Genomic DNA, 21423 nt, shown 5'->3' on the forward strand with positions numbered 1-21423 from the left:
AGAATCCGGTCCGCCGCCGACCCGGCGCTGACAGACTCGGTCGGTGAGCGGCTTCGGGTGGCGGGGACGCCTCGGTCCGGCGGTGCCGGTGGCGCCCGGGGCCCGGGTGGACCGGTTCGAGGTCTTCTTCGACCTGGTCTTCGTCTTCTCCTTCTTCATCATCACCCGGGCCACCGCGCTCCAGGTCAGCGGCGGCGCACTGCTGCACGCGCTGCTGGTCCTCGCCGTGCTCTGGTGGTCGTGGGTGGTGCACAGCATCGTGGCCACCCGGATCCGGCTCGGCGAGGGCTTCGTCCCGGTGCTCATGACGGTCGGCATGGCGGCCCTGTTCACCTTCGCCCTGGCCCTGCCGAACGCGTTCCGGGACCCGCGCGGCAACGCGGCCGGGCCGATCGTCGCGGCGGTCAGCTACACCGTCATCCGGGGTGTGCACCTGCTGCTCTACCTGCACGCCGTGCGGGACAGCCCGAACGAGCGCCGCCAGCTCCTCCGGTTCACCCCCGAGCTGGTGGGCAGCACCCTGCTGCTGGGGATCGCCGCGCTGATCCCGCCGAAGATCGACGACCTGTTCTCGTCGGCGGCGCTCCGGGACGGGCTGTGGGCGACCGTCGTGCTGCTCCAGTACTCCACCGGCCTCATCGCGGGCACCTGGGGCTGGGGCGTCGCCTCCGCCGAGCACTGGACCGAGCGGTACGACCTCATCCTGATCATCGCGCTGGGCGAGTCGGTCATCTCGGTCGGCGTCGGCAGCAACCTGCTCGGCCAGCCGCCGACCTGGCCGGCCGTGGCGGCGGCCGTGCTCGGCATCTTCTTCACCGCCGCGCTCTGGTGGGCGCACTACGACATGATCGGGCCGGCCGCGCGGATCGCCCTGCACGCCGCCGAGGACGGCCCCCGCGTCGCCATGGCCCGGGACGCCTACGGGTACCTGTTCCTGCCGATGATCGCGGGCATCATCCTGTTCGCGCTCGGCGCGGAGATGATCGTGCACCAGATCGCGGACCCGCACGTCCCCCAGCACCTGCCCGCCAAGGACTCCGGCGTACCGCTGCTCTTCGGCGGCGTGATCTGCTACATCTGCGGCAACATGCTCTTCCAGCTCCGCACCCTGCACACCCTGAGCTGGACCCGGGTCGCGACGGTCCTGCTGCTCGCCGTGAGCATCCCGGTGGCCGAACACCTGCCCGCGCTGGCCGCCCTGGCGCTGCTGACCGCGATCACCGTCGGCATGGTGGCCGCCGAGGTGGTGGTCTTCGACGCGGGCCGGCGGGCGCTGCGGAGCCTGGTCTTCGAGGAGCGCACCAGCCACGAGGCCCACGAGGCGGCCTACCGAGCCCGCTGGCACGAACCCCACGAACGCGACGAGGGCGAGTAGCCGGCCACGACGCCACCGCGCCTAGACTGCTGCGCAGCGTCGCGGTGCGCCCGGCACGAAGGCCGCCGTGGGCATGGAGGCGCGGGACAGCAGGGGACCATGTGCACCCATCCCACCCACCGAACGGGCGGCTGACCGCCCTCGGCACCCAGTTGATCGAGATCCACCACTGGCTCCGCGAGGAGCTGGCCGAGCTCCGCGCGAGCCTCGACTCCCCCGGCCACGGCACCGCGGCACTGACCCGGGAGCTGCGCGCGCACTGCGTCGGCTTCTGCGCGGCGCTGGACCGGCACCACTCCGGCGAGGACGGCGGCGCGTTCCAGGCCCTGGCCGAGCAGGCACCCGAGCTGCGCCCCGTGCTCGCCGAGCTGAGCACGGACCACCGGGTGGTCGCCGACCTCCTGCGCCGGATCGACGCCCTGCTCGCCGGGGCGGCCGACGGCCGAACCGTCCGGGCCGAGCTGGACGGGCTGGCCGCGCTGCTGGAGTCGCACTTCAGCTACGAGGAGCGGAAACTGGTCACCGCGTTGAACCGGCTGGCCGGCGACCCCGTGGAACTGCTCGGCGTCACGCCACCCGGGAACGGGGACATTCTCGAACGGACGGAGACCGCATGACCATCGACACCGTCGACGCCGCCGCGGCGGGCACCTGGCAGCTCGGCGACCGCACCGTCAACCGGATCGGCTTCGGCGCGATGCGGCTGACCGCGAACGCGGACGGCAGCCCCAGCGACCGGGACCGGGCGGTGACGGTGCTGCGCCGCGCGGTCGAGCTGGGCGTCAACCACATCGACACCGCGGCGTTCTACTTCTCGCCGCTGCGCTCGGCCAACGAGCTGATCAACCGGGCGCTGTCGCCGTACCCGGAGGACCTGGTCATCGTCACCAAGGTCGGGCCGGGCAAGGACCCGTCCGGTGCCTGGCTGCCGATGGCCCGGCCGGACCAGCTCCGCGGCCAGGTCGAGGAGAACCTGCGCCAGCTCGGCCGCGACCACCTCGACGTGGTCAACCTCCGGGTGTACGGCCCGGAGCCGCTGGCCGAGCACTTCGGCGCGCTCGCCGAGCTGCGCGACGCCGGGCTGATCCGGCACCTCGGCGTCTCCGCCGTCCGCCCGGAGCAGGTCGCCGAGGCACGCGCCATCGCCCCGGTGGTCTGCGTGCAGAACTCGTGGGGACTCGGCTACCGGCGGAGCAACGACGCGCTGATCCGGGACTGCGCCGCGCACGGGACCGCGTTCGTGCCGTTCTTCTCCCTTGCCACCAGCGGGCGGGAGGCCGGGGCGAGCGGCGAGGAGCACGACGAGGTGCGCGCGGTGGCCCGGGCGCACGGGGTGACCCCGGCGCAGGTCCGGCTGGCCTGGACGCTGCGCCAGGGGCCGAACGTGCTCGCCATCCCGGGCACCGGCAACCCGGCGCACCTGGAGCAGAACGTCGCGGCCGCCGCGCTGCAGCTCACCGACGACGACCTGTCCCGCCTCGACGCCGTCCACCGGACCGCCTGACAGGAAGGAGCCCTTCTTCACGCCCGGCGTGGGGCTCCTGCGGGAGGTTCCGGCTGGAGTCCGCCGTAAGGCCCGGATTCGCCGGTCAGCAGAATCGGCGGGTCCGGGCTGGCCGGTACGGGCGTACCCGGGGAATGCTGGGCCGATGGTGATCTTCTCCGTGCAGGCCCGGCCCACCGACGCGGCCGGCTGGACCGGCCTGGCCCGGCGGGTCGAGGCCGCCGGCTTCGACACGCTGCTGGCCTCCGACCACCCGGGTCACGGCGCGTCGCCGTTCGTGGCCCTCGCCGCCGCGGCGGCGGTGACGTCGACGCTCGGTCTCGGCTCGTACGTGTCGAACGCCGGCGTGCGGGAGCCGATCCTGCTCGCCACCGACGTGGCCACCCTGGACGTGGTCTCCGGCGGCCGGGCCCGGCTCGGGCTCGGCGCCGGGCACACCCCGGCCGAGTGGCGGGCCGTCGGGCGCGAACGCCCCGACGTCGCCGCCCGGGTACGCCGCTGCGTCGCCGTCGCCGAGGCCGTGCGTGACCTGCTGGCCGGGAACGAGGTCACCGTGGACACCCCGGAGCTGGCCGCCCACGCCGCCCGGCTCACCGAACTGCGGCCCGTGCAGGACCGCGTCCCGCTCACCATGGGCACGGCCAACTCGACGCTGCTGCGCTGGGCCGGCGCGCACGCCGACGTGGTCGGCCTGACCGGCTTCGGGCGTACCCTCGCCGACGGCCACAGCCACGACGTGCGGTGGCGGGCCGACCAGATCGAGGCGCAGCTCGCGCACGTGGCGGCCGGGGCGGCCGGGCGGGACGCGCCGCCCGCGCTGGAGGCCCTGGTCCAGCAGGTGACCGTGACCGACGACGCGGAGGCCGCCGCCACCACGATCGCCGCCGAGACCGGACTGACCGTCGCCGACGTGCTCGCCACCCCGTTCGTGCTGATCGGCACGGCGGAGGAGATCGTCGCCGCCGTCGCGGAGCACCGGCGCCGCTGGGGGATCACCCGCTTCGTGGTACGCACCGACGCCGTCGACCAGTTGTCCCCGCTCCTCCCCCGTCTCACCGGTTGATCCGCGCCGGATCGCCGAGGTGGCCGCGTTCCCGCCGCCCGCCTGCCGCCGCCTCCCCGAGCCGGCGGCGCCCACCGAGCGTCGAACGCGCGTACGATGCGAGCGATGATCGATGAACGGTTCGCGTTGCCGGCCACCGTGGACGAACGAACGTTGCTCGAGACCTTCCTGGACTTCCAGCGGGATGCCCTGGTCCGCAAGTGCGCCGGGCTCAGCGACGCGCAACTGCGGCTGCGGCCGGTGCCCTCGTCCGGCCTGTCCCTGATCGGCCTGGTCCGGCACCTGGCCACCGTGGAGCGGTGGTACTTCCAGGCGGTGCTCGCCGAGGCCGTCCCCGGCGACCTCTACGACCTCACCGACGACCCGGACGCCCCGTTCACCGACGTCGCGGAGGCCACCGGCGCGGAGACCTTCGCGCTCTGGCGGGCGGAGGTGGCCGCCTCGCGGCGGATCACCGCCGAACGCCCGCTGGACGCGGTCGGCCGAAACCCCGGCAACGGGCGCCCGCACTCCCTGCGCTGGGTTCTCGCGCACATGGTCGACGAGTACGCCCGCCACCTCGGGCACGCCGACATCCTGCGGGAGGCGATCGACGGCCGGACCGGGGAGTGAAGCGGCACTCACTCACGGGAGCCGCCGCGAGGTCGGCGGGCGGGAGTCGGGAACGACGAGTGAGTGATTTCGCTCAACGCATCCAGGTCCGCGTCCGTACCCGAAGATATGAACATGCGGATCCTCATGGCCGGAGTGTCCGGCTTCCTCGGCACCCGACTGGTCGACCGACTCACCGCGGACGGGCACCAGGTCACCCGCCTGGTCCGCCGCGCACCGCGCACCCCTGACGAGCGGCGGTGGAACCCGTCCGCCGCGCAGCTCGACCCGCAGGTCATGGCCGACGCCGACGCGGTGGTGAACCTGGCCGGCGCCGGGGTGGGCGACAAGCGCTGGAACGACGCGTACAAGGGGCTGATCCGGTCCAGCCGGGTGGACAGCACCACCACGCTGGCGATCACCATCGCCGGGCTGCCCGCCGCCGACCGGCCCGCGGTGCTGCTCAACGCCTCCGCCGTCGGCTGGTACGGCAACACCGGCGACCGCACGGTCGAGGAGGACTCGCCGGCCGGTGAGGGCTTCCTGGCCGACGTCTGCCGGGTCTGGGAGGCCGCCACCCGCCCGGCCGAGGACGCCGGGACCCGGGTGGTGCGGCTGCGCACGGGGCTGCCGCTGCACCGCGACGGCGGCATGCTCAAGCCGCAGCTCCTGCCGTTCCGGTTGGGTGTGGGCGGCAAGCTGGGCAACGGCCGGCAGTGGGTGCCGTGGATCGCCCTGCGCGACTGGCTGGACGCGGTGGCCTTCCTGGTGGCCCGCGACGACCTCGCCGGTCCGGTCAACGTGGTCGGTCCGGCCCCGGTCACCAACGCCGAGTTCACCCGGGAGTTGGCCCGCCGGCTGCACCGGCCGGCGGTCATGCCGATTCCCGCGCTGGCTCTGAAGGTCGCCCTCGGCGGCTTCGCCCACGAGGCGCTCACCAGCACCCGGGTCCTGCCCGGCGTGCTCGGCAAGGCCGGCTTCACCTGGACCCACCCGGATCTGCCGGGCGCGCTGCACGCCGCCCTCACCGAGTGAGCGGCGAGGGCGGCTGCGGCGCGGTCAGCAGCCGATGACCCAGTAGGCGGGGCCGGTCTGCTTGAGGGTGCTGGTGTAGAAGGTGTTGTAGAGGCCCATCCGCTGGTTGCTGCCCAGCGCGTAGGCGTAGCCGCCGGACTGGTAGGCGCGGCCGGCCGTGACGTGCGCGTAGTTGCTGGCGGTGACGCAGACCGGCGCGGTGGTCGGGGTCGGGGTCGGGGTCGGGGTCGGCGACGCGGTCGCCGTCGGGGTCGGGCTGGGCGTGCCGCCGCCGTTCAGCCCGAAGAAGAGCGCGTCGCGGTAGGTCGAGCAGATGGTGTCCAGGAAGTACGCCCCGGCGGTGCCGCACTGGTCGGTCGCCGAGCCCGGGTCGACCGGGGTGCCGTGGCCCATGCCGGAGACCCGGTAGAGCCGCACCTGGTCGCTGCCGTAGGTCTCCAGGCTGGTGCCGGCCGGCAGCGAGGCGGTGCTGGTCGGGGTCTGCGAGACGCCCAGGACGTTGGTCCACTGGTCCCGCGACTCGGCGGCGTTCATCGGCGCGACGGTGGTGTCCGAGGTGCCGTGCCAGATGGCCACCCGGGGGCGCTTGCCGGTGTAGCCGGCGTAGGCGTTGCGGACCAGGTCGCCCCACTGCGCCGGGGTCTTGTCGACGCCGGGGTTCATGCAGGTGAAGGCGTTGGTCATGCTGGTGGCGCAGCGGTAGGGGATGCCGGCGATGACCGAGCCGGCGGCGAACACGTCCGGGTAGGCGGCGAGCATGACGGCGCTCATCGCCCCGCCGCCGGACAGGCCGCTGACGTAGACCCGGCTCGCGTCGGTCCCGTAGTTGGACCTGGCGTAGTCGACCATCTGTCTGATCGACAGCGCCTCGCCCTGGCCCCGGGCGGTGTCCCCGGTCTCGAACCAGTTGAAGCAGGAGTTGGCGTTGTTGGCCGAGGGCTGCTGCGGCACGATCAGCGCGAACTTCCACTGGTCGGCGTACTTCTGCCAGCCGGAGTTGGTGAAGTAGGTGGAGGCGTTCTGGGTGCATCCGTGCAGCAGCACCACGGCCGGGGCGTTGGCCGGCAGGCCGTCCGGCCGGTAGGCGTACATGGCCAGGTTGCCGGGGTTCGAGCCGAAGGTGGTGACCTGGGTGAGCGTGGCGGCCTGCGCGGGCAGCGCGGCGACCAGGACGGCGGCCGCGGCCAGCACGACCCCGGCTGCCACCCCGGCCAGGCGGGTGAGAAGGGATGAGGAGCGGCGCACGGCGACCTCCTGACGACGAATTGTGAACTGGGTCACCTTCGAGTTGCCGCGACGTTACGTCCGTGTTTCACGCCGCCGGAATGGCCGCCGCTCACACATTCACGAACGCCGAAGTGTGCGGGCGGGGCCGTCCCCACCGGGTTTCGTGTCTGACCGGCGAGTCCAGGTCCGGTTGGTAACGTCCGCTGCGTGCCGTCCTCCCCGTCCCTGGCCACCGGCCCGTCGACCGCGCCCGCCGCCCGGAATCGGCGTGCCGACCTCGTGCTGGTGCTCGCCGCGGTGGCCCTGGCCCTCTGGGTGACCAGCGGGATGTGGCGGGACCCGAACACCCGCACGCTCACCGTGAACTCCAGCGACCAGGCCCTGTTCGAGTGGCTGCTGGCCTTCGGCGGGCACGCCGTGACCCACGGGGAGAACCCGTTCTTCACCCACCTGATCAACGTCCCGGACGGGGTGAACCTGGCGGTCAACACCTCGATCACCGCGTACGCGGTGGTCTTCGCGCCGCTGACGTACCTGATCGGGCCGCCGGCGACGTTCCTGGTGATCCTCACGCTCAACCTCGCCGCCACCGCGGTGGCCTGGTACTGGCTGCTCAGCCGGCACCTGGTCGCCAGCCGGCTGGCCGCCGGGGTGGGCGCGCTCTTCATCGCCTACTGCCCGGCCATGGTGTCGCACGCCAACGCGCACCTGAACTGGACCGCCGGCTGGCTGGTGCCGCTGCTCGTCTGGGGCGTGCTCCGGCTGCGCCGCCCCGGGCGCGCGGTCACCGGCGGGGTCGTGCTCGGCGTGCTGGTGGCGCTCGCCTTCTCGATCGCCGCCGAGGGGCTCTTCTTCACGGCACTGGCCCTCGCTCTGTTCCTGCTGGTGTGGGCGCTGCACCCGGCCCGCCGGGCCGAGGCGCGGGCCGCCCTGCCGAGCTTCCTGCGCGGGCTCGGCGTGACCGCGCTCGTCTCCGGGGTGCTGCTGGCGTACCCGCTGTGGCTGCACTTCGCCGGGCCGCAGCGGTTCCACGGCACCGGCTTCGACCCGCTCATCCACTCCGAGGACATCGCCGCGTTCGGGTCGTACCCGCGCCGGTCCCTGGCCGGGTGGGCCGGGCTGGGCACCTCGCTCGCGCCCAACCCGACCGAGGAGAACTCCTTCTTCGGCATCCCGCTGCTGCTGCTCGCCGTCGCCTGCTTCGTCCTGCTCCGGCGGCGCGCCGACCGGGCCTTCCGGGCCACGCTCACCGCGCTCGGCGTGACCGCGCTGATCTTCGCCGTGCTCTCCTGGGGCCCCACGGCCAAGTGGAACGGCCGGCGCACCGACCAGCTGCTGCCGTTCGGGGTGCTGGACAACCTGCCGGTGGTCAACGCGGCGCTGCCGTCCCGGCTCGCCCTGGTGGTGGCCCCGGTGATCGGCCTGCTGCTGGCGTACGCGGTCGACTCGCTGCGCGCCCGGCCGCCCCGGCACCGCTCCAGCGAGCTGGCCTGGGCGCTCGCCTTCGCCGCGGCGCTGCTGCCGCTGCTGCCCACCCCGCTGCTCACCAGCGTCCGGGAGCCGGTGCCGGCGTTCATCACCACCGGCGCGTGGCAGCGCTACGTCTCCCCCGGCGGGGTGCTCACCCCGCTGCCACTGACCGTGGACATCTACCCCGACGGCCAGCGCTGGCAGGCGTACGCCCTGGCGCACCGGCAGGGCGAGTTCCGCATCCCGGCCGGCTTCTTCCTCGGCCCGGGCGGGCCGGACGGCCGGGGTCGCATCGGGCCGGTCCCGCGCACCTTCAACGCCCTGATGGACCAGGCCGGGCGGACCGGGCTGGCGCCGATCATCACCGAAGGCAGCATCCGGGAGTCCCGGGCCGACCTGCGCTACTGGGGAGTCGAGGCGGTGGTGCTGGCCGACCGGGTGCACGGGGCGAAGTTCGACGTCGACGAGGAGGCGGTGCGCCGCACCGCCACGGCCCTGCTCGGCGCGCCCGAGCGGGTCGAGGACGTCTGGGTCTGGCGGGTGCCGCAGGCCTGACCGGCGACAGCTGGCCCGCCGGCCACTGCGCCGCGCTCCTCGCGCTTGCGATGAGGCTCACGCGGGCCGGTCGGGGTCGGCGGGACTACGCTGGGTGGGTGAGCGTGACGACTTCCGGGCTGACCGCCGTCCGTGCCGGCCTGATCGACTACCAGGCCGCCTGGGACGAGCAGCGCCGGGTGCACGAGGCCGTGGTGGCCGGCGAGCAGGGCGATACCGTGCTGCTGCTGGAGCACCCCAGCGTCTACACCGCCGGCAAGCGGACCGAGCCATGGGACCGGCCGATGGACGGCACCCCGGTGGTCGACGTGGACCGCGGCGGCAAGATCACCTGGCACGGGCCGGGGCAGCTGGTCGGCTACCCGATCGTCAAGCTCCCCGATCCGGTCGACGTGGTGGCGTACGTCCGGCGCACCGAGCAGCTGCTGATCGACGTCTGCGCCGAGTTCGGGCTGACCGCCGGCCGGGTCGAGGGGCGCAGCGGCGTCTGGGTGCCGGAGGACGACCGGGGGCCGGCCCGCAAGGTGGCCGCCATCGGCATCCGGGTGGCCCGGGGTGTGACCCTGCACGGCTTCGCGATCAACTGCGACTGCGACCTCGGCCACTACGACCGGATCGTGCCCTGCGGCATCCGCGACGCCGGGGTCACCTCGCTCACCGCCGAGCTCGGCCACCCGATCACGGTCGCCGACGTGCTGCCGGTGGTCGAGCGGCACCTGCCCACCCTGGTGCGGGTCTGAGCGGCGGGCCGGACACGTACGCTCGTCCGGTGCGGATCGATCTCGTCACCCTCGTCGTCGCCGACTACGACCCGGCGATCGCCTTCTTCACCGAGGTGCTCGGCTTCGAGCTGGTGGAGGACAAGCCGTCGCTCACCAACGACGGCCGGCCGAAGCGCTGGGTGGTGGTCCGCCCGCCGGGCGGCGGGACGGGGCTGCTGCTGGCCCGCGCCGACGGGGAGCGCCAGGCGGCGGCGGTGGGCGACCAGACCCACGGCCGGGTCGGCTTCTTCCTCCAGGTCGACGACTTCGACGCCACCTACCGGCGGATGGTCGAGGCGAAGGTCGAGTTCGTGAAGCCCCCACGCACCGAGCCCTACGGGCGGGTCGCCGTCTTCCGCGACCTCGCCGGCAACCCCTGGGACCTGCTCGGTCCCGCCTGAGGAGGAGAGAACCCCCGATGACCGACGTGATGTCGACCCCGCGGCAGATCGCCGAGGAGCTCCAGGTGTCGGCGACCTTCGACGCCGCCGAGGAGATCGAGCGCCGCGTCGTCTTCCTCGCCGACCGCCTGGTCGACACCGGCCTGACGACGCTAGTCCTGGGCATCAGCGGCGGCGTGGACTCGACCACGACCGGCCGGCTCTGCCAGCTCGCCGTCGAACGGGCCCGCGCCGCCGGCCACCCGGCCGTCTTCGTCGCCATGCGCCTGCCGTACGGGGTGCAGGCCGACGAGCACCACGCCCAGGCGGCGCTGGAGTTCATCCGCCCGGACCGGGTGCTCACGGTCGACGTCAAGCCGGCCGCCGACGCCGCGCTGGACGCGCTGGTCGCCGGCGGGCTGACCTTCCGCGACGCCGCCCAGCAGGACTTCGTCCTCGGCAACGTCAAGGCCCGGCAGCGCATGATCGCCCAGTACGCGGTCGCCGGCGCCGAGGGTGGGCTGGTGGTCGGCACCGACCACGCCGCCGAGGCGGTCACCGGCTTCTTCACCAAGCACGGCGACGGCGCGGCGGACCTGGTCCCGCTGACCGGGCTCACCAAGCGGCGGGTGCGGGCGCTGGCCGCGGCGCTCGGCGCCCCCGCCGAGCTGGTCGGCAAGGCGCCCACGGCCGACCTGGAGACCCTGGCCCCGGGCAAGCTCGACGAGGACGCGCTCGGCCTGGCCTACGAGCACATCGACGACTACCTGGAGGGCCGGCCGGTGCCCGCGGAGGTGGAGGCGGCGCTGGTGGCCCGCTACCGCGCCACCGAGCACAAGCGTCAGCTCCCGATCGCCCCCTGAGGCGCCGGCGGGCGGGTCACCGCACCCGCCCACCACCGGTCAGCCGCGACCGCAGCCACGGCTCGCAGAGCACGATGGCGCCGCCGACGACCCCGCCGATCACCGTCTCCACGCCCCGGTCGTAGAGCAGTTGCCCGGCCGGGCGGGCCACCGCGAGCTGCCCCATGAGCAGCGCCATCGGGGTGATGAACAGCAGCGCCAGCCCGTAGTTGCGGCCCACCAGCAGCTCGGTGACGATCTGGAGCACCGCGACCACCAGCACGGTCGCGTACGGTGGCAGCGCCGGGGCGAGCAGCACGGCGCTGGTCAGCAGCCCGAGCAGCGTGCCGAGGATCCGGTGCGCGGCGCGGACCAGTTGGGCGGTGACCCCGGTGGCGCTGAGCGGGGCGACCGCTGCCACCATCGCCCAGTACGGGTGACCGATCCCGACCGCGGTCGCCACGCCGCCGGCGAGCACCACGGCCAGGGCGTAGCGCATCGGCTGCCAGGTCCACACGTGCGCGAGCCGGGCCGGCCGGCTCCGCTGCCGCCGCAGCACACTGCCCGCGTTCCCGACCAGCAGGGAGAACAGGGCGCTCAGCCCGGCCAGCGCGGCGGCGACCGGCACGTCCGACACCGTGTGCGGCGCCGAGGCGACCGCGCCGAACGCGAACACCAGGAACAGCGGCCCCGGCGGGTGCCAGTCCTGCGCGGCGGCCAGCACCGCGCCCAGCGCCGCGACGACCGCCGCCACCGGCACCGCGACCCACGCCCGGGACGGCAGCGCGCCGACCAGCACGCCGAGGACCACCGACCCGGTGAGGGCCGCCCCGGCGCTGGCCTGCATGGCCACCCGGGACAGGTGCACGTGGTTGCGGCCGTAGAACGAGGTGAACGCCCCGAAGACCGCGTACACGGACCAGCCCGGGTGACCGGCGGCGAGCACCGCGAGCAGCGGCACGAGGACGCTGATCCCGGCCCGCAGCGCGACCCGGTGGGCACCCGGCGCCGGCCGCACGTGCAGCAGGCCGCGCAGCGTCGCCCGGAGCTGCTCGGCCATGCTCCTCCTTCGCCTGTGCGTCCTTCATACCGCGCCGCCCGGCGGCAAGGAGGGCCCCCTGTCAACAGACGGGTGTCGGCAAGGGGCCTCTCCTTCCCTCAGGGCGTGAGGCGGTGCAAGTCGCGCGGGAAGGCGGTCACCTCCCGGACGTTGGCCGCGCCGGTGAGCCGGGCGACGAAACGCTCCAGCCCGATGGCGAAGCCCCCGTGCGGCGGCATGCCGTGGCGGAACGCGTCCACGTAGCCGGCGTACGGCTCGACCGGCTCGCCGCGGGCGGCCAGGGCGGCGAGGTAGTCCTCGTACCGGTGCAGCCGCTGCCCGCCGGTGACCAGCTCCATCCCCCGGAACAGCAGGTCGAAGCCGTTCGAGTGGGCCGGCCGGGCCGGGTCCGGGTGGGTGTAGAACGGCCGCTTCGCCATCGGATACCCGGTGACGAAGAGGAAGTCCGAACCGTGCTCGCGGAGCGCCCACTCCCCCAGCGCGCGCTCGTGCGCCGGGGCGAGGTCCGGCTCGTCGGCCGGTGCGCCGGCGATCTTCAGCGCCTCGGTGAAGTGCACGGCCGGGATCTCGGCGGGCACCTCGGGCAGGGTGAGCCCGAGGGTGGCGACGGCCGCGCCGGCCCGCGCCGCGACCTCGGCCAGCATCCCGGCCAGGGTCTCCCGCAGCACGGCCATCACGTCCCGGTGGTCGGCCACGAAACCCAGCTCGACGTCGAGCGAGGTGTACTGGGCCAGGTGCCGGACGGTGTCGTGCGGCTCGGCGCGGAACACCGGCCCGACCTCGTAGACCCGCTCGAAGACGCCGACCATGAGCTGCTTGTAGAACTGCGGCGACTGGGCCAGGTACGCGGGCCGGCCGAACCAGTCCAGCGCGAACACGTTCGCCCCGCTCTCGGTGGACGCGGCGACCACCTTCGGCGTGTGGATCTCCACGAACCCGCGGTCGTCCAGGCTGGCCCGGAATCCGGCCACCGCCGCCGCCGAGATCCGCAGCGCGGCGGAGCGGGTCGGGTGGCGCAGCGCCGTCGGCGCGTGGTCGAGCTGGGTGGGCAGGGTGGCGGTGAGCGCCGGCCGGTACAGGTCGAACGGCGGCGGGACGGCGGGCGGGCCGAGCGGGCGTACCGTCGGCTCGGCCAGCTCGACCCCGGCGGGCGCGGTGGCGTTCGCGACCACCGTGCCGGTGACCTCGACGACGGTCTCCTCGGGCAGCGACTCGACGGCCGCGCGCACGGCGGGGTCGGTGACCACCACCTGGGTCAGGCCGGCGGCGTCCCGGACGATCAGGAAGGCCACCGACTTGAGCAGCCGGCGGCGGTGCACCCAGCCGGCGATCCGAACGGACTCGCCGACATGGGGGCTGAGCTGGGAGGACAGGATGCGTTGCACGACGGTTACCTCCTCGATCAATCGCAACGCGATCCCAGGGAGGTGTGGGCGAGCGGGAGCCTCGCGGTGCCACCACACCTTCGCCCCCGCCGAAGCGGGGGCCTCGTTCGTCGCCCGTGACGAGGGCCAGGCGGCGGGGTCTACTGGGCGGTGGACCGCCGTTCTTCCCGCAGCTCGGGAGGGTCTTCGCGGCCCGGCGCCAGACCGCCTTGCAGCAACCGGCGGCTCTCTGCGCTGGCGGATCGGCCCGCTACTCGGCTCCGTCGCAGCTTTGCCGGGCACGCTAGCACCCTTCGCCGGCCGGTGTGACGGGGATTTCTGGTCGCTCGTGTCGGGTGTCACAACATTCGGGGCGTGACGACGGTCGCCCGACGTTCATCGACGGCCGCCGACCGGCGTAGGCTCGGTTTCGTGACGATCGAGCACTCCGCGCCGACGACTGAGCAGGCTGCGCGCACCGCGACGGTCGCCCCCGAGGGGCGGCGCATGCTGCGGATCGAGGCGCGTAACGCCGAGACGCCGATCGAGCGCAAGCCGCCGTGGATCAAGGTCAAGGCCAAGATGGGCCCGGAGTACACCCAGCTGCGCGGGCTCGTCTCGCGCGAGGGGCTGCACACGGTCTGCCAGGAGGCCGGCTGCCCCAACATCTACGAGTGCTGGGAGGACCGGGAGGCCACCTTCCTCATCGGCGGCGACCAGTGCACCCGGCGCTGCGACTTCTGCCAGATCGACACCGGCAAGCCGGCCGAGTTCGACGCCGACGAGCCCCGCCGGGTCGCCGAGTCCGTGGCCGCGATGGGCCTGCGCTACGCCACCATCACCGGCGTGGCCCGCGACGACCTGCCCGACGGCGGCGCCTGGCTCTACGCCGAGACGGTCCGGCAGATCCACGCCCTCCAGTCCGGCTGCGGCGTCGAGCTGCTGATCCCCGACTTCAACGCGGTGCCCGAGCAGCTCGCCGAAGTGTTCGGCGCCCGACCTGAGGTGCTGGCGCACAACGTCGAGACCGTGCCGCGGATCTTCAAGCGGATCCGCCCGGCCTTCCGCTACGAGCGCTCCCTCGACGTGATCCGCCAGGCGCGCGCCGCCGGCCTGGTCACCAAGAGCAACCTGATCCTCGGTATGGGCGAGGAGCGGGCCGAGGTCTCCCAGGCGCTGCGCGACCTGCACGAGGCCGGCTGCGAGCTGATCACCATCACCCAGTACCTGCGCCCCTCCCCCCGGCACCACCCGGTCACCCGCTGGGTCAAGCCCGAGGAGTTCGTCGAGCTGCGCGAGGAGGCCGAGGAGATCGGCTTCGCCGGCGTGATGAGCGGCCCGCTGGTCCGCTCGTCCTACCGGGCCGGGCGGCTCTACCAGCAGGCGCTCGCCGCCCGCGACGAGGTCGTCGCCGCCGGCTGAGGCGGGCCGTCCACCGCGTCACACACCGCCGGCCACCCGCCGGATGCCATGATCCCAGGGATGACCGCCGGGGTACGCCAGGAGCCGCGCGAGGCCACCCGCCCGCGCGCGCCCCGGCGTCCCCGGCTGCCGGTGCTGCTCGCCCTGCTGGTCGGGCTGGCCGGGGTCGGCTACCGGCTGGCGCTGCTGCTCGCCGACGCGCCGCCCACCAACAGCGACGAGGCGACCATGGGGCTGGCCGCCCTGCACATCGCCCGCGGCGAGGACTTCCCGGTCTGGTTCTACGGCCAGGCGTACATGGGCACGCTGGAGGCGTACCTGGCCGCGCCGCTGATCGCCCTGGCCGGGCCGTCGGTGCTCGCCCTGCGGCTGCCCACCCTGGCCCTGTACGCCCTCTTCCTCGCCCTGTCCTGGCGGCTCACCATCCGGCTCGGCGGCGACCGCTGGTACGCCCTGCTGGTCGTCGCCGTGCTCGCGCTCGGCGCCGACCGGGTGGTCAAGAACCAGCTCATCGCCGGCGGCGGCTATCCGGAGCTGAACCCGGCCGGGGCGGCGCTGGCGCTGCTCACCGTGGGACTCTGCACGACCGGGCCGGGCGCACGGCTGCCCCGCTGGGCGGCCTGGGGGCTCATCTCCGGGCTGCTGCTCTGGGTCGACCCGCTGGTGCTGCCGTACGTCCTGGGCACCGGCACGGTGCTGATCGCGTGGCGGCGGCGGGAGCTGGCCGGCCGGGCCGGGCTGATCGTGGCGGGCACGCTGCTGCTGGGGGCGGCGCCGATGCTGCTGGACAGCCTCCGGCACGGCCGCGACCCGCTCGCCGCCGTGCTGGCCGCCAGCGGCGCCGAGGCGGCGAGCTGGGGCGAGCGGCTGTACGGCGGCCTGGTGCTCGGCCCGCCCCTGGCCATGGGCTTCTGCTCCCCCGGCCACTGCGCCGGGTGGCAGCTCTGGTGGGCGCCCGTGTTCCTCCTCCTGCTGCTGCTCGCGGTGGTCGCCGCCGGTCACACCCTCCGCCGGCCCGTCCCGCCCGCGGATCGTGGACACTTTCCGTTCGCCGCGCACGCCAACTGTCCAAGATCCGGCGACGATCCCGCGGGCCCGGCGGATCGGCGGGTGTCGGCGGCGGTGCGCCTGGCGCTGCTCGCCGGGGCCGCCGGCGTGCTGGCGGCGTACGCGGCGAGCACCGCGGCCGGGCGGACCCCGATCGAGAGTGCCCGTTACCTCTCGGTCCTGGCGGTCGCCATGCCCGCCCTGCTCTGGCCGCTCCGGTCCGCCGCCCGACGAGCCGGCCTGTGGCCGCCCCCGCCCCGGCCCGCCGGGGTGGCGGCGGTCGCCGTGCTGGCGGGGATGCTCGGCACCGGGGCGGTCGCGACGGCGGGCGCGGTCGGGACCGTGCCGGCCACCCGCGCCGAGGCCGAGCGGCACCGCGTGCTGGTCGACACCCTCGGCGACCTGAACCTGCGCCACGTGCGGGGCAGCTACTGGACCTGCAACCGGCTCGCCTTCGCCAGCGGCGAAGAGGTGCGCTGCGCGGTGGTCGACGACGAGTTGCGCCCCGGGTTCGACCGGCTGCCGGCGTACCGGCGGGCGGTCGACGCCGACCCCGGCGCGGCGTGGGTGGCCCCGGCCGGGTCGCCGCTGGCCGCCCGGCTGGACGGGCGGCTCGGACCCGGCCCGGGCGCGCTCGACGTGGTCACCGCCGCCGGCTGGCGGATCTACCTGCCACGCCGCTGAGCGAACCGGTGGGCCGACGGCGCCTCGGCTACCCCCGGCGCTGGGCGGGCGGTGTCGGGTCGAGCAGGCCGAGGCGGTGGGCCAGCGCGGCGGCCTCCACCCGGTTGGTCACGTCCAGCTTGGCGATGATCCGGGACACGTGCACGCTCGCCGTCTTCGGCGAGATGAAGAGCCGCTCGGCGATCCGGCTGTTGCTGTGCCCCTCGGCGACCAGCCGGAGCACCTCCTGCTCCCGGCTGGTCAGCAGGTCCGGGCCGGGCCGACCGGCGCCGCGCAGCCCGACCCGGCGGGCCAGGGTGGCGGCCTGCTCGACCAGTGGGGCGGCGCCGAGCCGGGTGGCGAGGTCCGCGGCCTCGCGGACGGCGGCGGCGACCTCCTCCCGCTCGCCGGCCGCCGCGGCGGCCTCGGCCAGCGCGAGCAGCGCCCGACCCAGCGGATGCGGCTGCCCGGCCGCCCGCCACCGCGCCACCGCCGCCCGCCAGGCCGGCAGCGCGCCGGGGGCGACGCCGGTGAGGATCGCGGTGACCTCGGCGGCGTGCGCCTGCTCCGCCGGATAGCGGGCGGGCAGCACGGCGGCCACCGCGGACGCCTCGGCCGCCAGCTCGGCGTCGCCGACCAGCGCGCCGGCGCGGGCCACCGCGCTGAGCACCGGCCAGCCCTCCCGGGGCAGGTCGACCAGGCGTTCGTCGGCCAGGGCGGCCCGGCTCGCGGCGAGCGCCGCCACCTTGTCGTCCGCCGCCAGGGCGGCCTCGATGCGCAGCTCGCGCAGCGGCAGCCGGTGGTTCGGCCAGAGGTACGGCCGGGCCAGGAAGGCCAGCGCCCGGCCGACCAGCTCGTCGGCGGCGGGGTGCGCGCGGGCCAGCCGCAGACCCGCCCGGAGCTGGAGCCAGTGCAGCCCGGAGACGCCCGGCGGGTCGATCCGGGCCGCCTCCGCGCAGGCGGCGTCGGCCTCGTCCCAGCGGCCCAGCGCGATCAGCGCCTCGGCCCGGTTCGACAGCAGGTACGCCCCGGTGGAGCGGCTGATCCCCACCCGGCGCGCCTCGCTCACCCCGGCCGCGGCGGCCTCCTCGGACTCGGCGTACCGGCCCAGCTCGTAGAGCACGTCGGAGAGATGCACCAGGGCACTGACGAGGGCCGGCGCGTTACCGGTGGCCCGGGCCAGCGCCTCGGCCCGGCGCAGCTCGGCCAGCCCCAGGTCGGGGGCCTTGTCGGTGCGGCCGAGCAGGGCGATCCGGGTGGGCAGCAGGTCCACGTCCGCGCCGACCACCTCGGCCGCGGCCATCGCCTCGGCGGCCACCGAGGCGGCCTGCTCGGGGTCGATCTTGACCAGGTGCGCGGCGATGTCGGCGAGCAGCCGCACCCGCCCCGGCACGTCCGCCACCCCGCCCGCCAGCCGGTACGCCTCGCGTACCTCGGCGGTGCCGTCGCTCTTGCCGAGCAGGGCGAGCAGCCGGCCGCGCCGGTAGAGCAGGTAGGCGGCGCGCAGCGGCTCGGCGGCGGTGTCCACCTCGGCCAGCCCGGCCCGGGCGAGGGTGAGCGCCCGGTTGTAGTCGCCCGCCGTGGTGGCCGCGGCCAGGGTCTCCTCCAGCACCCGCAGGTGATCCATGCCGAGCCGGTCGGCGGCGTCGGGCACCAACTCCCACAGTTCGAGGACCCGTTCCAGCAGCCGGCTCTGCTCGGCGTACGCGTAGCGGTCGGCGGCGGCGCCGGCGGCCACCCGGGCGGCGATCAGGGCGCGCGGGTGGTCGTGCGCCGCGTACCAGTGGTGGGCGATCTCGGCCGGGGCGCGACCGGCGGCCACCAGGTACGGCTGCGCCTCGATGGCGGCGGCGTACCGGGCGTGCAGCCGGGCGTGCTCGCCGGGGAGCAGGTCGTCGTGGACGGCCTCGCGGACCAGCGCGTGCCGGAACTCGTAGTCGCCGTCCGGGTCGGCCACCACGAGCTGTCCGGCCACGGCGGCGCGCAGCGCGTCCTCCAGCTCGTTCTCGGGCAGGCCGGCCACCTCGGCGAGGAGCTGGTGGGCGAAGCGGGTGCCGCCGGCGGCGGCGATCCGCAGCACCCGCTGGGCCGGTTCGGGCAGCCGGTCGACCCGGGCCAGCAGCAGGTCGCGCAGCGTCTCCGGCAGCACCGCGCAGCCGACCGGGTCGCCGGCCGCGGCCAGCTCCTCGATGAAGAACGGATTGCCCTGGGTACGCCCGTGCACGTCGTCGACGGCGCGGGGTGCCGGCTCGACGCCGAGCAGGTCGGCGAGGACGGCGGCGGTGCCGTCCCGGTCCAGCCGGCCCAGCTCGACCCGGCCCACGCCCCGGGCCCGGTCCAGCTCGGCGAGGAAGGGGCGCAGCGGGTGGCCGCGGTGCAGCTCGTCGGTGCGGTAGGTGCAGACCAGCAGCAGGCGGGTGGACCGGGCGGCCCGGACCAGGAAGTCGATCAGGTCCCGGGTGGACCGGTCGGCCCAGTGCAGGTCCTCGATCAGCAGCACCAGCGGCCGCTCCTCGGCGAGCCGCCGGAACAGGTCGGCGACCAGGTCGAACAGGTAGCCGCGCGGAGTGTCGGAGACGGGCAGTCCGGTCGGCGCGGCGGCCCCGGCCGGCACCCGGGCCAGCTCGGGCAGCAGCCGGGCGAACTCCGCCTCGTAGCCGGCGAAGGCGGCCGGGCCGTCGTGGCGCAGCACGTCGCGCAGCGCGGCGGCGAACGGCGCGAAGGGCAGGCCGGCCTCGCCGAGTTCCAGGCACTGGCCGATGAGCAGCCGCGCCCCGGTCGCGGTGGCGTGCGCGCCGAACTCCTCCAGCAGCCGGGTCTTGCCGACCCCGGCCTCCCCGCCCACCAGGACGGTCGCCGGGTCCCCGGCCCGGGCCCGGCCGAGCGCCTCGCGCAGCCCGGTCAGCTCGGACTGGCGGCCGACGAGGACGGTGCTGGCGGCGCGTGCGGTCACGCCGTCGAGCATGCCATGGCGTACGCCGGCGCCGTCCCGGCCGACCGGCCGAACCCCCGCCGGTCCGGCCGCCCCCGTGGCGGCCGGACCGGCGTCCGTGGAGCCCGACCCGGCCGCACCATTGCCCAACCCGGCCGCGGCGGTCGGGGGCGCCGGCAGCGCCGGGGCGGTCACCGGCGGGCGTCGGAGACGCGGGCGGCGTGCTGCCGGCGGCCCAGCCAGCCGCGCGGGTGGCGGCGGGGCAGGGACCGGGCGAGCCGGTCGCGGGCCGCGTCGGCCTGCAGCTCGGAGGCGTGACTGCGGTGGATGGTGAGGAGCAGCTCTGCGTCGTTGCCGAACATCTCGGTTCTCCTGTCGTGCGGTGTCTGTCGCTGTCGACACTGACTTTCCGCGCGAAGGTGCCCCCGGGGCATGGGTGCGCTGCCTGATCTTCGGCCGCTCCCCCTCCTTACTTGAGGGCCTCAGCGGCCCGGCGGCGACGTAAGGTACTCAGCCCGGCGGCGAAGGGGCAGCCACGGATCAACCGGCTGCGCGGCGACCACTAGACTCTGCGGCATGGCAAATCCCCAGGAGAAGGTCTCGTTCGGCCAGCGGCTGAAGCAGATCGGGATGGTGTTCCAGTTCACCGCCAAGCAGGACCGGTGGTTCGCGCCGCTGACCGCGGCGGCGGTGCTGATCCCGCTCGCGCTCACCGTGGTGGCGGTGCTCCTCTGGGGTTGGATCTGGCTGCCGATCGGCATCCTGTTCATCCTGCTCGCCGTGCTGATCGTGCTGAACCTGCGGTCCAACAAGGCGATGATGAACGCCGCCGAGGGGCAGCCCGGCGCGGCGGCCCAGATCATGGAGAGCATGCGCGGCGACTGGCGGGTCACGCCGGCGGTCAGCTCCACCACCCAGATGGACATGGTGCACCTGGTGATCGGCCGGCCGGGCGTGATCCTGCTGGCCGAGGGGAACCCGCAGCGGGTGCGCGGCCTGCTCGGCCAGGAGAAGCGCCGGCTGGCCAAGGTGATCGGCTCCGCGCCGCTGCACGACTACGTGATCGGCCAGGGCGAGGGCGAGCTGCCGATCCGCAAGCTGCGGATGACGCTGATGCGGCTGCCCCGCAACCTCGCCCCGAAGGACGTCAACGCCCTCGACAAGCGGCTCAAGGCGCTCACCGCCCGTCCGCAGATGCCCAAGGGCGCGATCCCGAAGAACATGCGGCCGCCGCGGGGCGCGTTCCGCCAGACCCGGGGTCGCTGACCCCCGTCGTACGCGAGAAGGAGCCGGTCCCGTGCGGGGCCGGCTCCTTCGTCGTGCGGGCCGGGTTCAGCGGCGGGCGGGGCGGGGGGCGTCGACGACGACCGACCCGGTGAGCCGGTCGTGCAGGCCGCGCCGGTGGCCGTCCATGATCAGAGCGGGCACCACGAGGGCCAGCAGCACGCCGCGCAGCAGCGCCCGGACCAGCCCGATCCGGCCCCCGTCGGCCCAGGACAGGCAGCGGACCCGGGTGACGTACATGCCGGGGGTCTGGGCGAAGAGGCCGAGGAAGAAGCCGTACTCCAGAATCAGCACCAGGACCGGGGCCCAGCCGTCCCGGACCGGGTCGGCGAAGATGTTGGCGATCAGCAGACAGAGCACCCAGTCGATGAGCAGGGCACCGAAGCGGCGGCCGAGGCTCGGGGGTGTGAAGGTCGGGTCCGCGGCGGGCGGCACCGGCACGGCGGCGGTATCGGTCACAGCGGCCAGGGTAGCCAGCGGCCGGCCCGGGGCCGGGAGCGCCGCGGCGGGCAGGGGTGTCGGTCACTGCCCGGGTACGGCGGTTCGGCACCCAGCGGGGAACAGGACCAAAACCAGCAAACAGCGACAGACCGGGCACAGCGGGATGGTCCGAAGCGAGAGCCGGAGGCGTCTGAGCGGCCGGGATGACGCTCCGCGAGGGACGTAACACGGCGGAAACAGAGGAGACACGGCCGGGCAACCCCACCGCCATAGCGTCGCCAGGTAGCCAGCCCCGGAGTGGACCTGCCAGGAGGACGTGTGTTCGCCAATCCCGAGGAACTCCTGCGATACCTCAGCAACGAGGACGTGAAGTTCGTCGACGTACGTTTCTGTGACCTGCCCGGCGT

Annotated in this window: 19 protein-coding genes; 13 read left to right on the forward strand and 6 right to left on the reverse strand. The window is 74.8% G+C overall.

Annotation, left to right across the window (positions count from 1 at the left end; all coding sequences use genetic code 11):
• Nucleotides 1-43: 43 nt before the first annotated feature.
• From ACFYPD_RS25100 to ACFYPD_RS25125, 6 genes are all read left to right on the forward strand, one after another.
• Nucleotides 44-1375 (forward strand): low temperature requirement protein A, encoded by a 1332-nt coding sequence (locus tag ACFYPD_RS25100; protein ID WP_387118049.1) that lies wholly within the window; start codon nucleotides 44-46, stop codon nucleotides 1373-1375.
• A gap of 101 nt (nucleotides 1376-1476) precedes the next feature.
• Nucleotides 1477-1992, forward strand: coding sequence for a hemerythrin domain-containing protein (locus ACFYPD_RS25105; protein ID WP_387118052.1), 516 nt, complete (start codon nucleotides 1477-1479; stop codon nucleotides 1990-1992).
• On the forward strand, nucleotides 1989-2879 hold the full coding sequence (locus ACFYPD_RS25110) for an oxidoreductase (protein ID WP_387118055.1): 891 nt from the start codon (nucleotides 1989-1991) through the stop codon (nucleotides 2877-2879). The genes ACFYPD_RS25105 and ACFYPD_RS25110 overlap by 4 nt, the downstream gene beginning before the upstream one ends.
• 145 nt (nucleotides 2880-3024) lie before the next feature.
• Nucleotides 3025-3942, forward strand: coding sequence for an LLM class flavin-dependent oxidoreductase (locus tag ACFYPD_RS25115; RefSeq protein ID WP_387118058.1), 918 nt, complete (start codon nucleotides 3025-3027; stop codon nucleotides 3940-3942).
• A 105-nt stretch (nucleotides 3943-4047) separates the two neighbouring features.
• On the forward strand, nucleotides 4048-4554 hold the full coding sequence (locus ACFYPD_RS25120; RefSeq protein WP_387118061.1) for a DinB family protein: 507 nt from the start codon (nucleotides 4048-4050) through the stop codon (nucleotides 4552-4554).
• A gap of 114 nt (nucleotides 4555-4668) precedes the next feature.
• Nucleotides 4669-5568, forward strand: a complete 900-nt coding sequence (locus ACFYPD_RS25125; RefSeq protein ID WP_387118064.1) for a TIGR01777 family oxidoreductase — start codon at nucleotides 4669-4671, stop codon at nucleotides 5566-5568.
• A 24-nt stretch (nucleotides 5569-5592) separates the two neighbouring features.
• Here the strand turns inward: ACFYPD_RS25125 and ACFYPD_RS25130 are convergent, their stop codons facing one another.
• Nucleotides 5593-6813 (reverse strand): alpha/beta hydrolase family esterase, encoded by a 1221-nt coding sequence (locus tag ACFYPD_RS25130; protein WP_387118067.1) that lies wholly within the window; start codon nucleotides 6811-6813, stop codon nucleotides 5593-5595.
• A 189-nt stretch (nucleotides 6814-7002) separates the two neighbouring features.
• On the opposite strand from ACFYPD_RS25130, the gene ACFYPD_RS25135 reads away from it, so the two are divergent.
• From ACFYPD_RS25135 to nadE, 4 genes are read left to right on the forward strand one after another with little or no spacing between them, the layout of a single operon-like run.
• Nucleotides 7003-8820, forward strand: coding sequence for a DUF2079 domain-containing protein (locus tag ACFYPD_RS25135; protein ID WP_387118070.1), 1818 nt, complete (start codon nucleotides 7003-7005; stop codon nucleotides 8818-8820).
• Between the two features lie 50 nt (nucleotides 8821-8870).
• The gene (gene lipB / locus ACFYPD_RS25140; RefSeq protein ID WP_387118073.1) at nucleotides 8871-9560 is read left to right on the forward strand and encodes a lipoyl(octanoyl) transferase LipB; all 690 of its coding nucleotides are present in this window, start codon (nucleotides 8871-8873) and stop codon (nucleotides 9558-9560) included.
• Nucleotides 9561-9589: 29 nt separating this feature from the next.
• On the forward strand, nucleotides 9590-9982 hold the full coding sequence (locus ACFYPD_RS25145) for a VOC family protein (RefSeq protein ID WP_091319942.1): 393 nt from the start codon (nucleotides 9590-9592) through the stop codon (nucleotides 9980-9982).
• A 17-nt stretch (nucleotides 9983-9999) separates the two neighbouring features.
• Nucleotides 10000-10824, forward strand: a complete 825-nt coding sequence (gene nadE, locus ACFYPD_RS25150; protein WP_387118076.1) for an ammonia-dependent NAD(+) synthetase — start codon at nucleotides 10000-10002, stop codon at nucleotides 10822-10824.
• Nucleotides 10825-10840: 16 nt separating this feature from the next.
• Here nadE and ACFYPD_RS25155 read toward each other — a convergent pair whose 3' ends face one another.
• Together ACFYPD_RS25155 and aspS are read right to left on the reverse strand one after the other, a co-directional pair.
• On the reverse strand, nucleotides 10841-11863 hold the full coding sequence (locus ACFYPD_RS25155; RefSeq protein WP_355058342.1) for an FUSC family protein: 1023 nt from the start codon (nucleotides 11861-11863) through the stop codon (nucleotides 10841-10843).
• A 98-nt stretch (nucleotides 11864-11961) separates the two neighbouring features.
• On the reverse strand, nucleotides 11962-13248 hold the full coding sequence (aspS, locus tag ACFYPD_RS25160; RefSeq protein WP_387118079.1) for an aspartate--tRNA(Asn) ligase: 1287 nt from the start codon (nucleotides 13246-13248) through the stop codon (nucleotides 11962-11964).
• Between the two features lie 354 nt (nucleotides 13249-13602).
• On the opposite strand from aspS, the gene lipA reads away from it, so the two are divergent.
• On the forward strand, nucleotides 13603-14649 hold the full coding sequence (gene lipA / locus ACFYPD_RS25165; RefSeq protein ID WP_387118082.1) for a lipoyl synthase: 1047 nt from the start codon (nucleotides 13603-13605) through the stop codon (nucleotides 14647-14649).
• A 60-nt stretch (nucleotides 14650-14709) separates the two neighbouring features.
• The gene (locus tag ACFYPD_RS25170) at nucleotides 14710-16380 is read left to right on the forward strand and encodes a DUF423 domain-containing protein (RefSeq protein WP_387118085.1); all 1671 of its coding nucleotides are present in this window, start codon (nucleotides 14710-14712) and stop codon (nucleotides 16378-16380) included.
• A 28-nt stretch (nucleotides 16381-16408) separates the two neighbouring features.
• Here the strand turns inward: ACFYPD_RS25170 and ACFYPD_RS25175 are convergent, their stop codons facing one another.
• Both ACFYPD_RS25175 and ACFYPD_RS25180 read right to left on the reverse strand, forming a co-directional pair.
• Nucleotides 16409-19312 (reverse strand): AAA family ATPase, encoded by a 2904-nt coding sequence (locus tag ACFYPD_RS25175; protein ID WP_387118087.1) that lies wholly within the window; start codon nucleotides 19310-19312, stop codon nucleotides 16409-16411.
• 170 nt (nucleotides 19313-19482) lie between these two features.
• Nucleotides 19483-19653 (reverse strand): hypothetical protein, encoded by a 171-nt coding sequence (locus ACFYPD_RS25180; protein ID WP_387118090.1) that lies wholly within the window; start codon nucleotides 19651-19653, stop codon nucleotides 19483-19485.
• Between the two features lie 214 nt (nucleotides 19654-19867).
• Between ACFYPD_RS25180 and ACFYPD_RS25185 the strand changes: the two genes are divergently transcribed.
• Entirely contained in the window at nucleotides 19868-20557 is a 690-nt protein-coding gene (locus ACFYPD_RS25185; protein ID WP_387118093.1) for a DUF4191 domain-containing protein, read from the forward strand.
• 66 nt (nucleotides 20558-20623) lie between these two features.
• Here the strand turns inward: ACFYPD_RS25185 and ACFYPD_RS25190 are convergent, their stop codons facing one another.
• Nucleotides 20624-21034: an RDD family protein gene (locus ACFYPD_RS25190; RefSeq protein WP_387118095.1), complete on the reverse strand. Its 411-nt coding sequence runs from the start codon at nucleotides 21032-21034 to the stop codon at nucleotides 20624-20626.
• Nucleotides 21035-21423 lie beyond the last annotated feature (389 nt).

Origin of the sequence: Micromonospora sp. NPDC005299 (assembly GCF_042872345.1) — a bacterium.
Lineage (GTDB): Bacteria > Actinomycetota > Actinomycetes > Mycobacteriales > Micromonosporaceae > Micromonospora.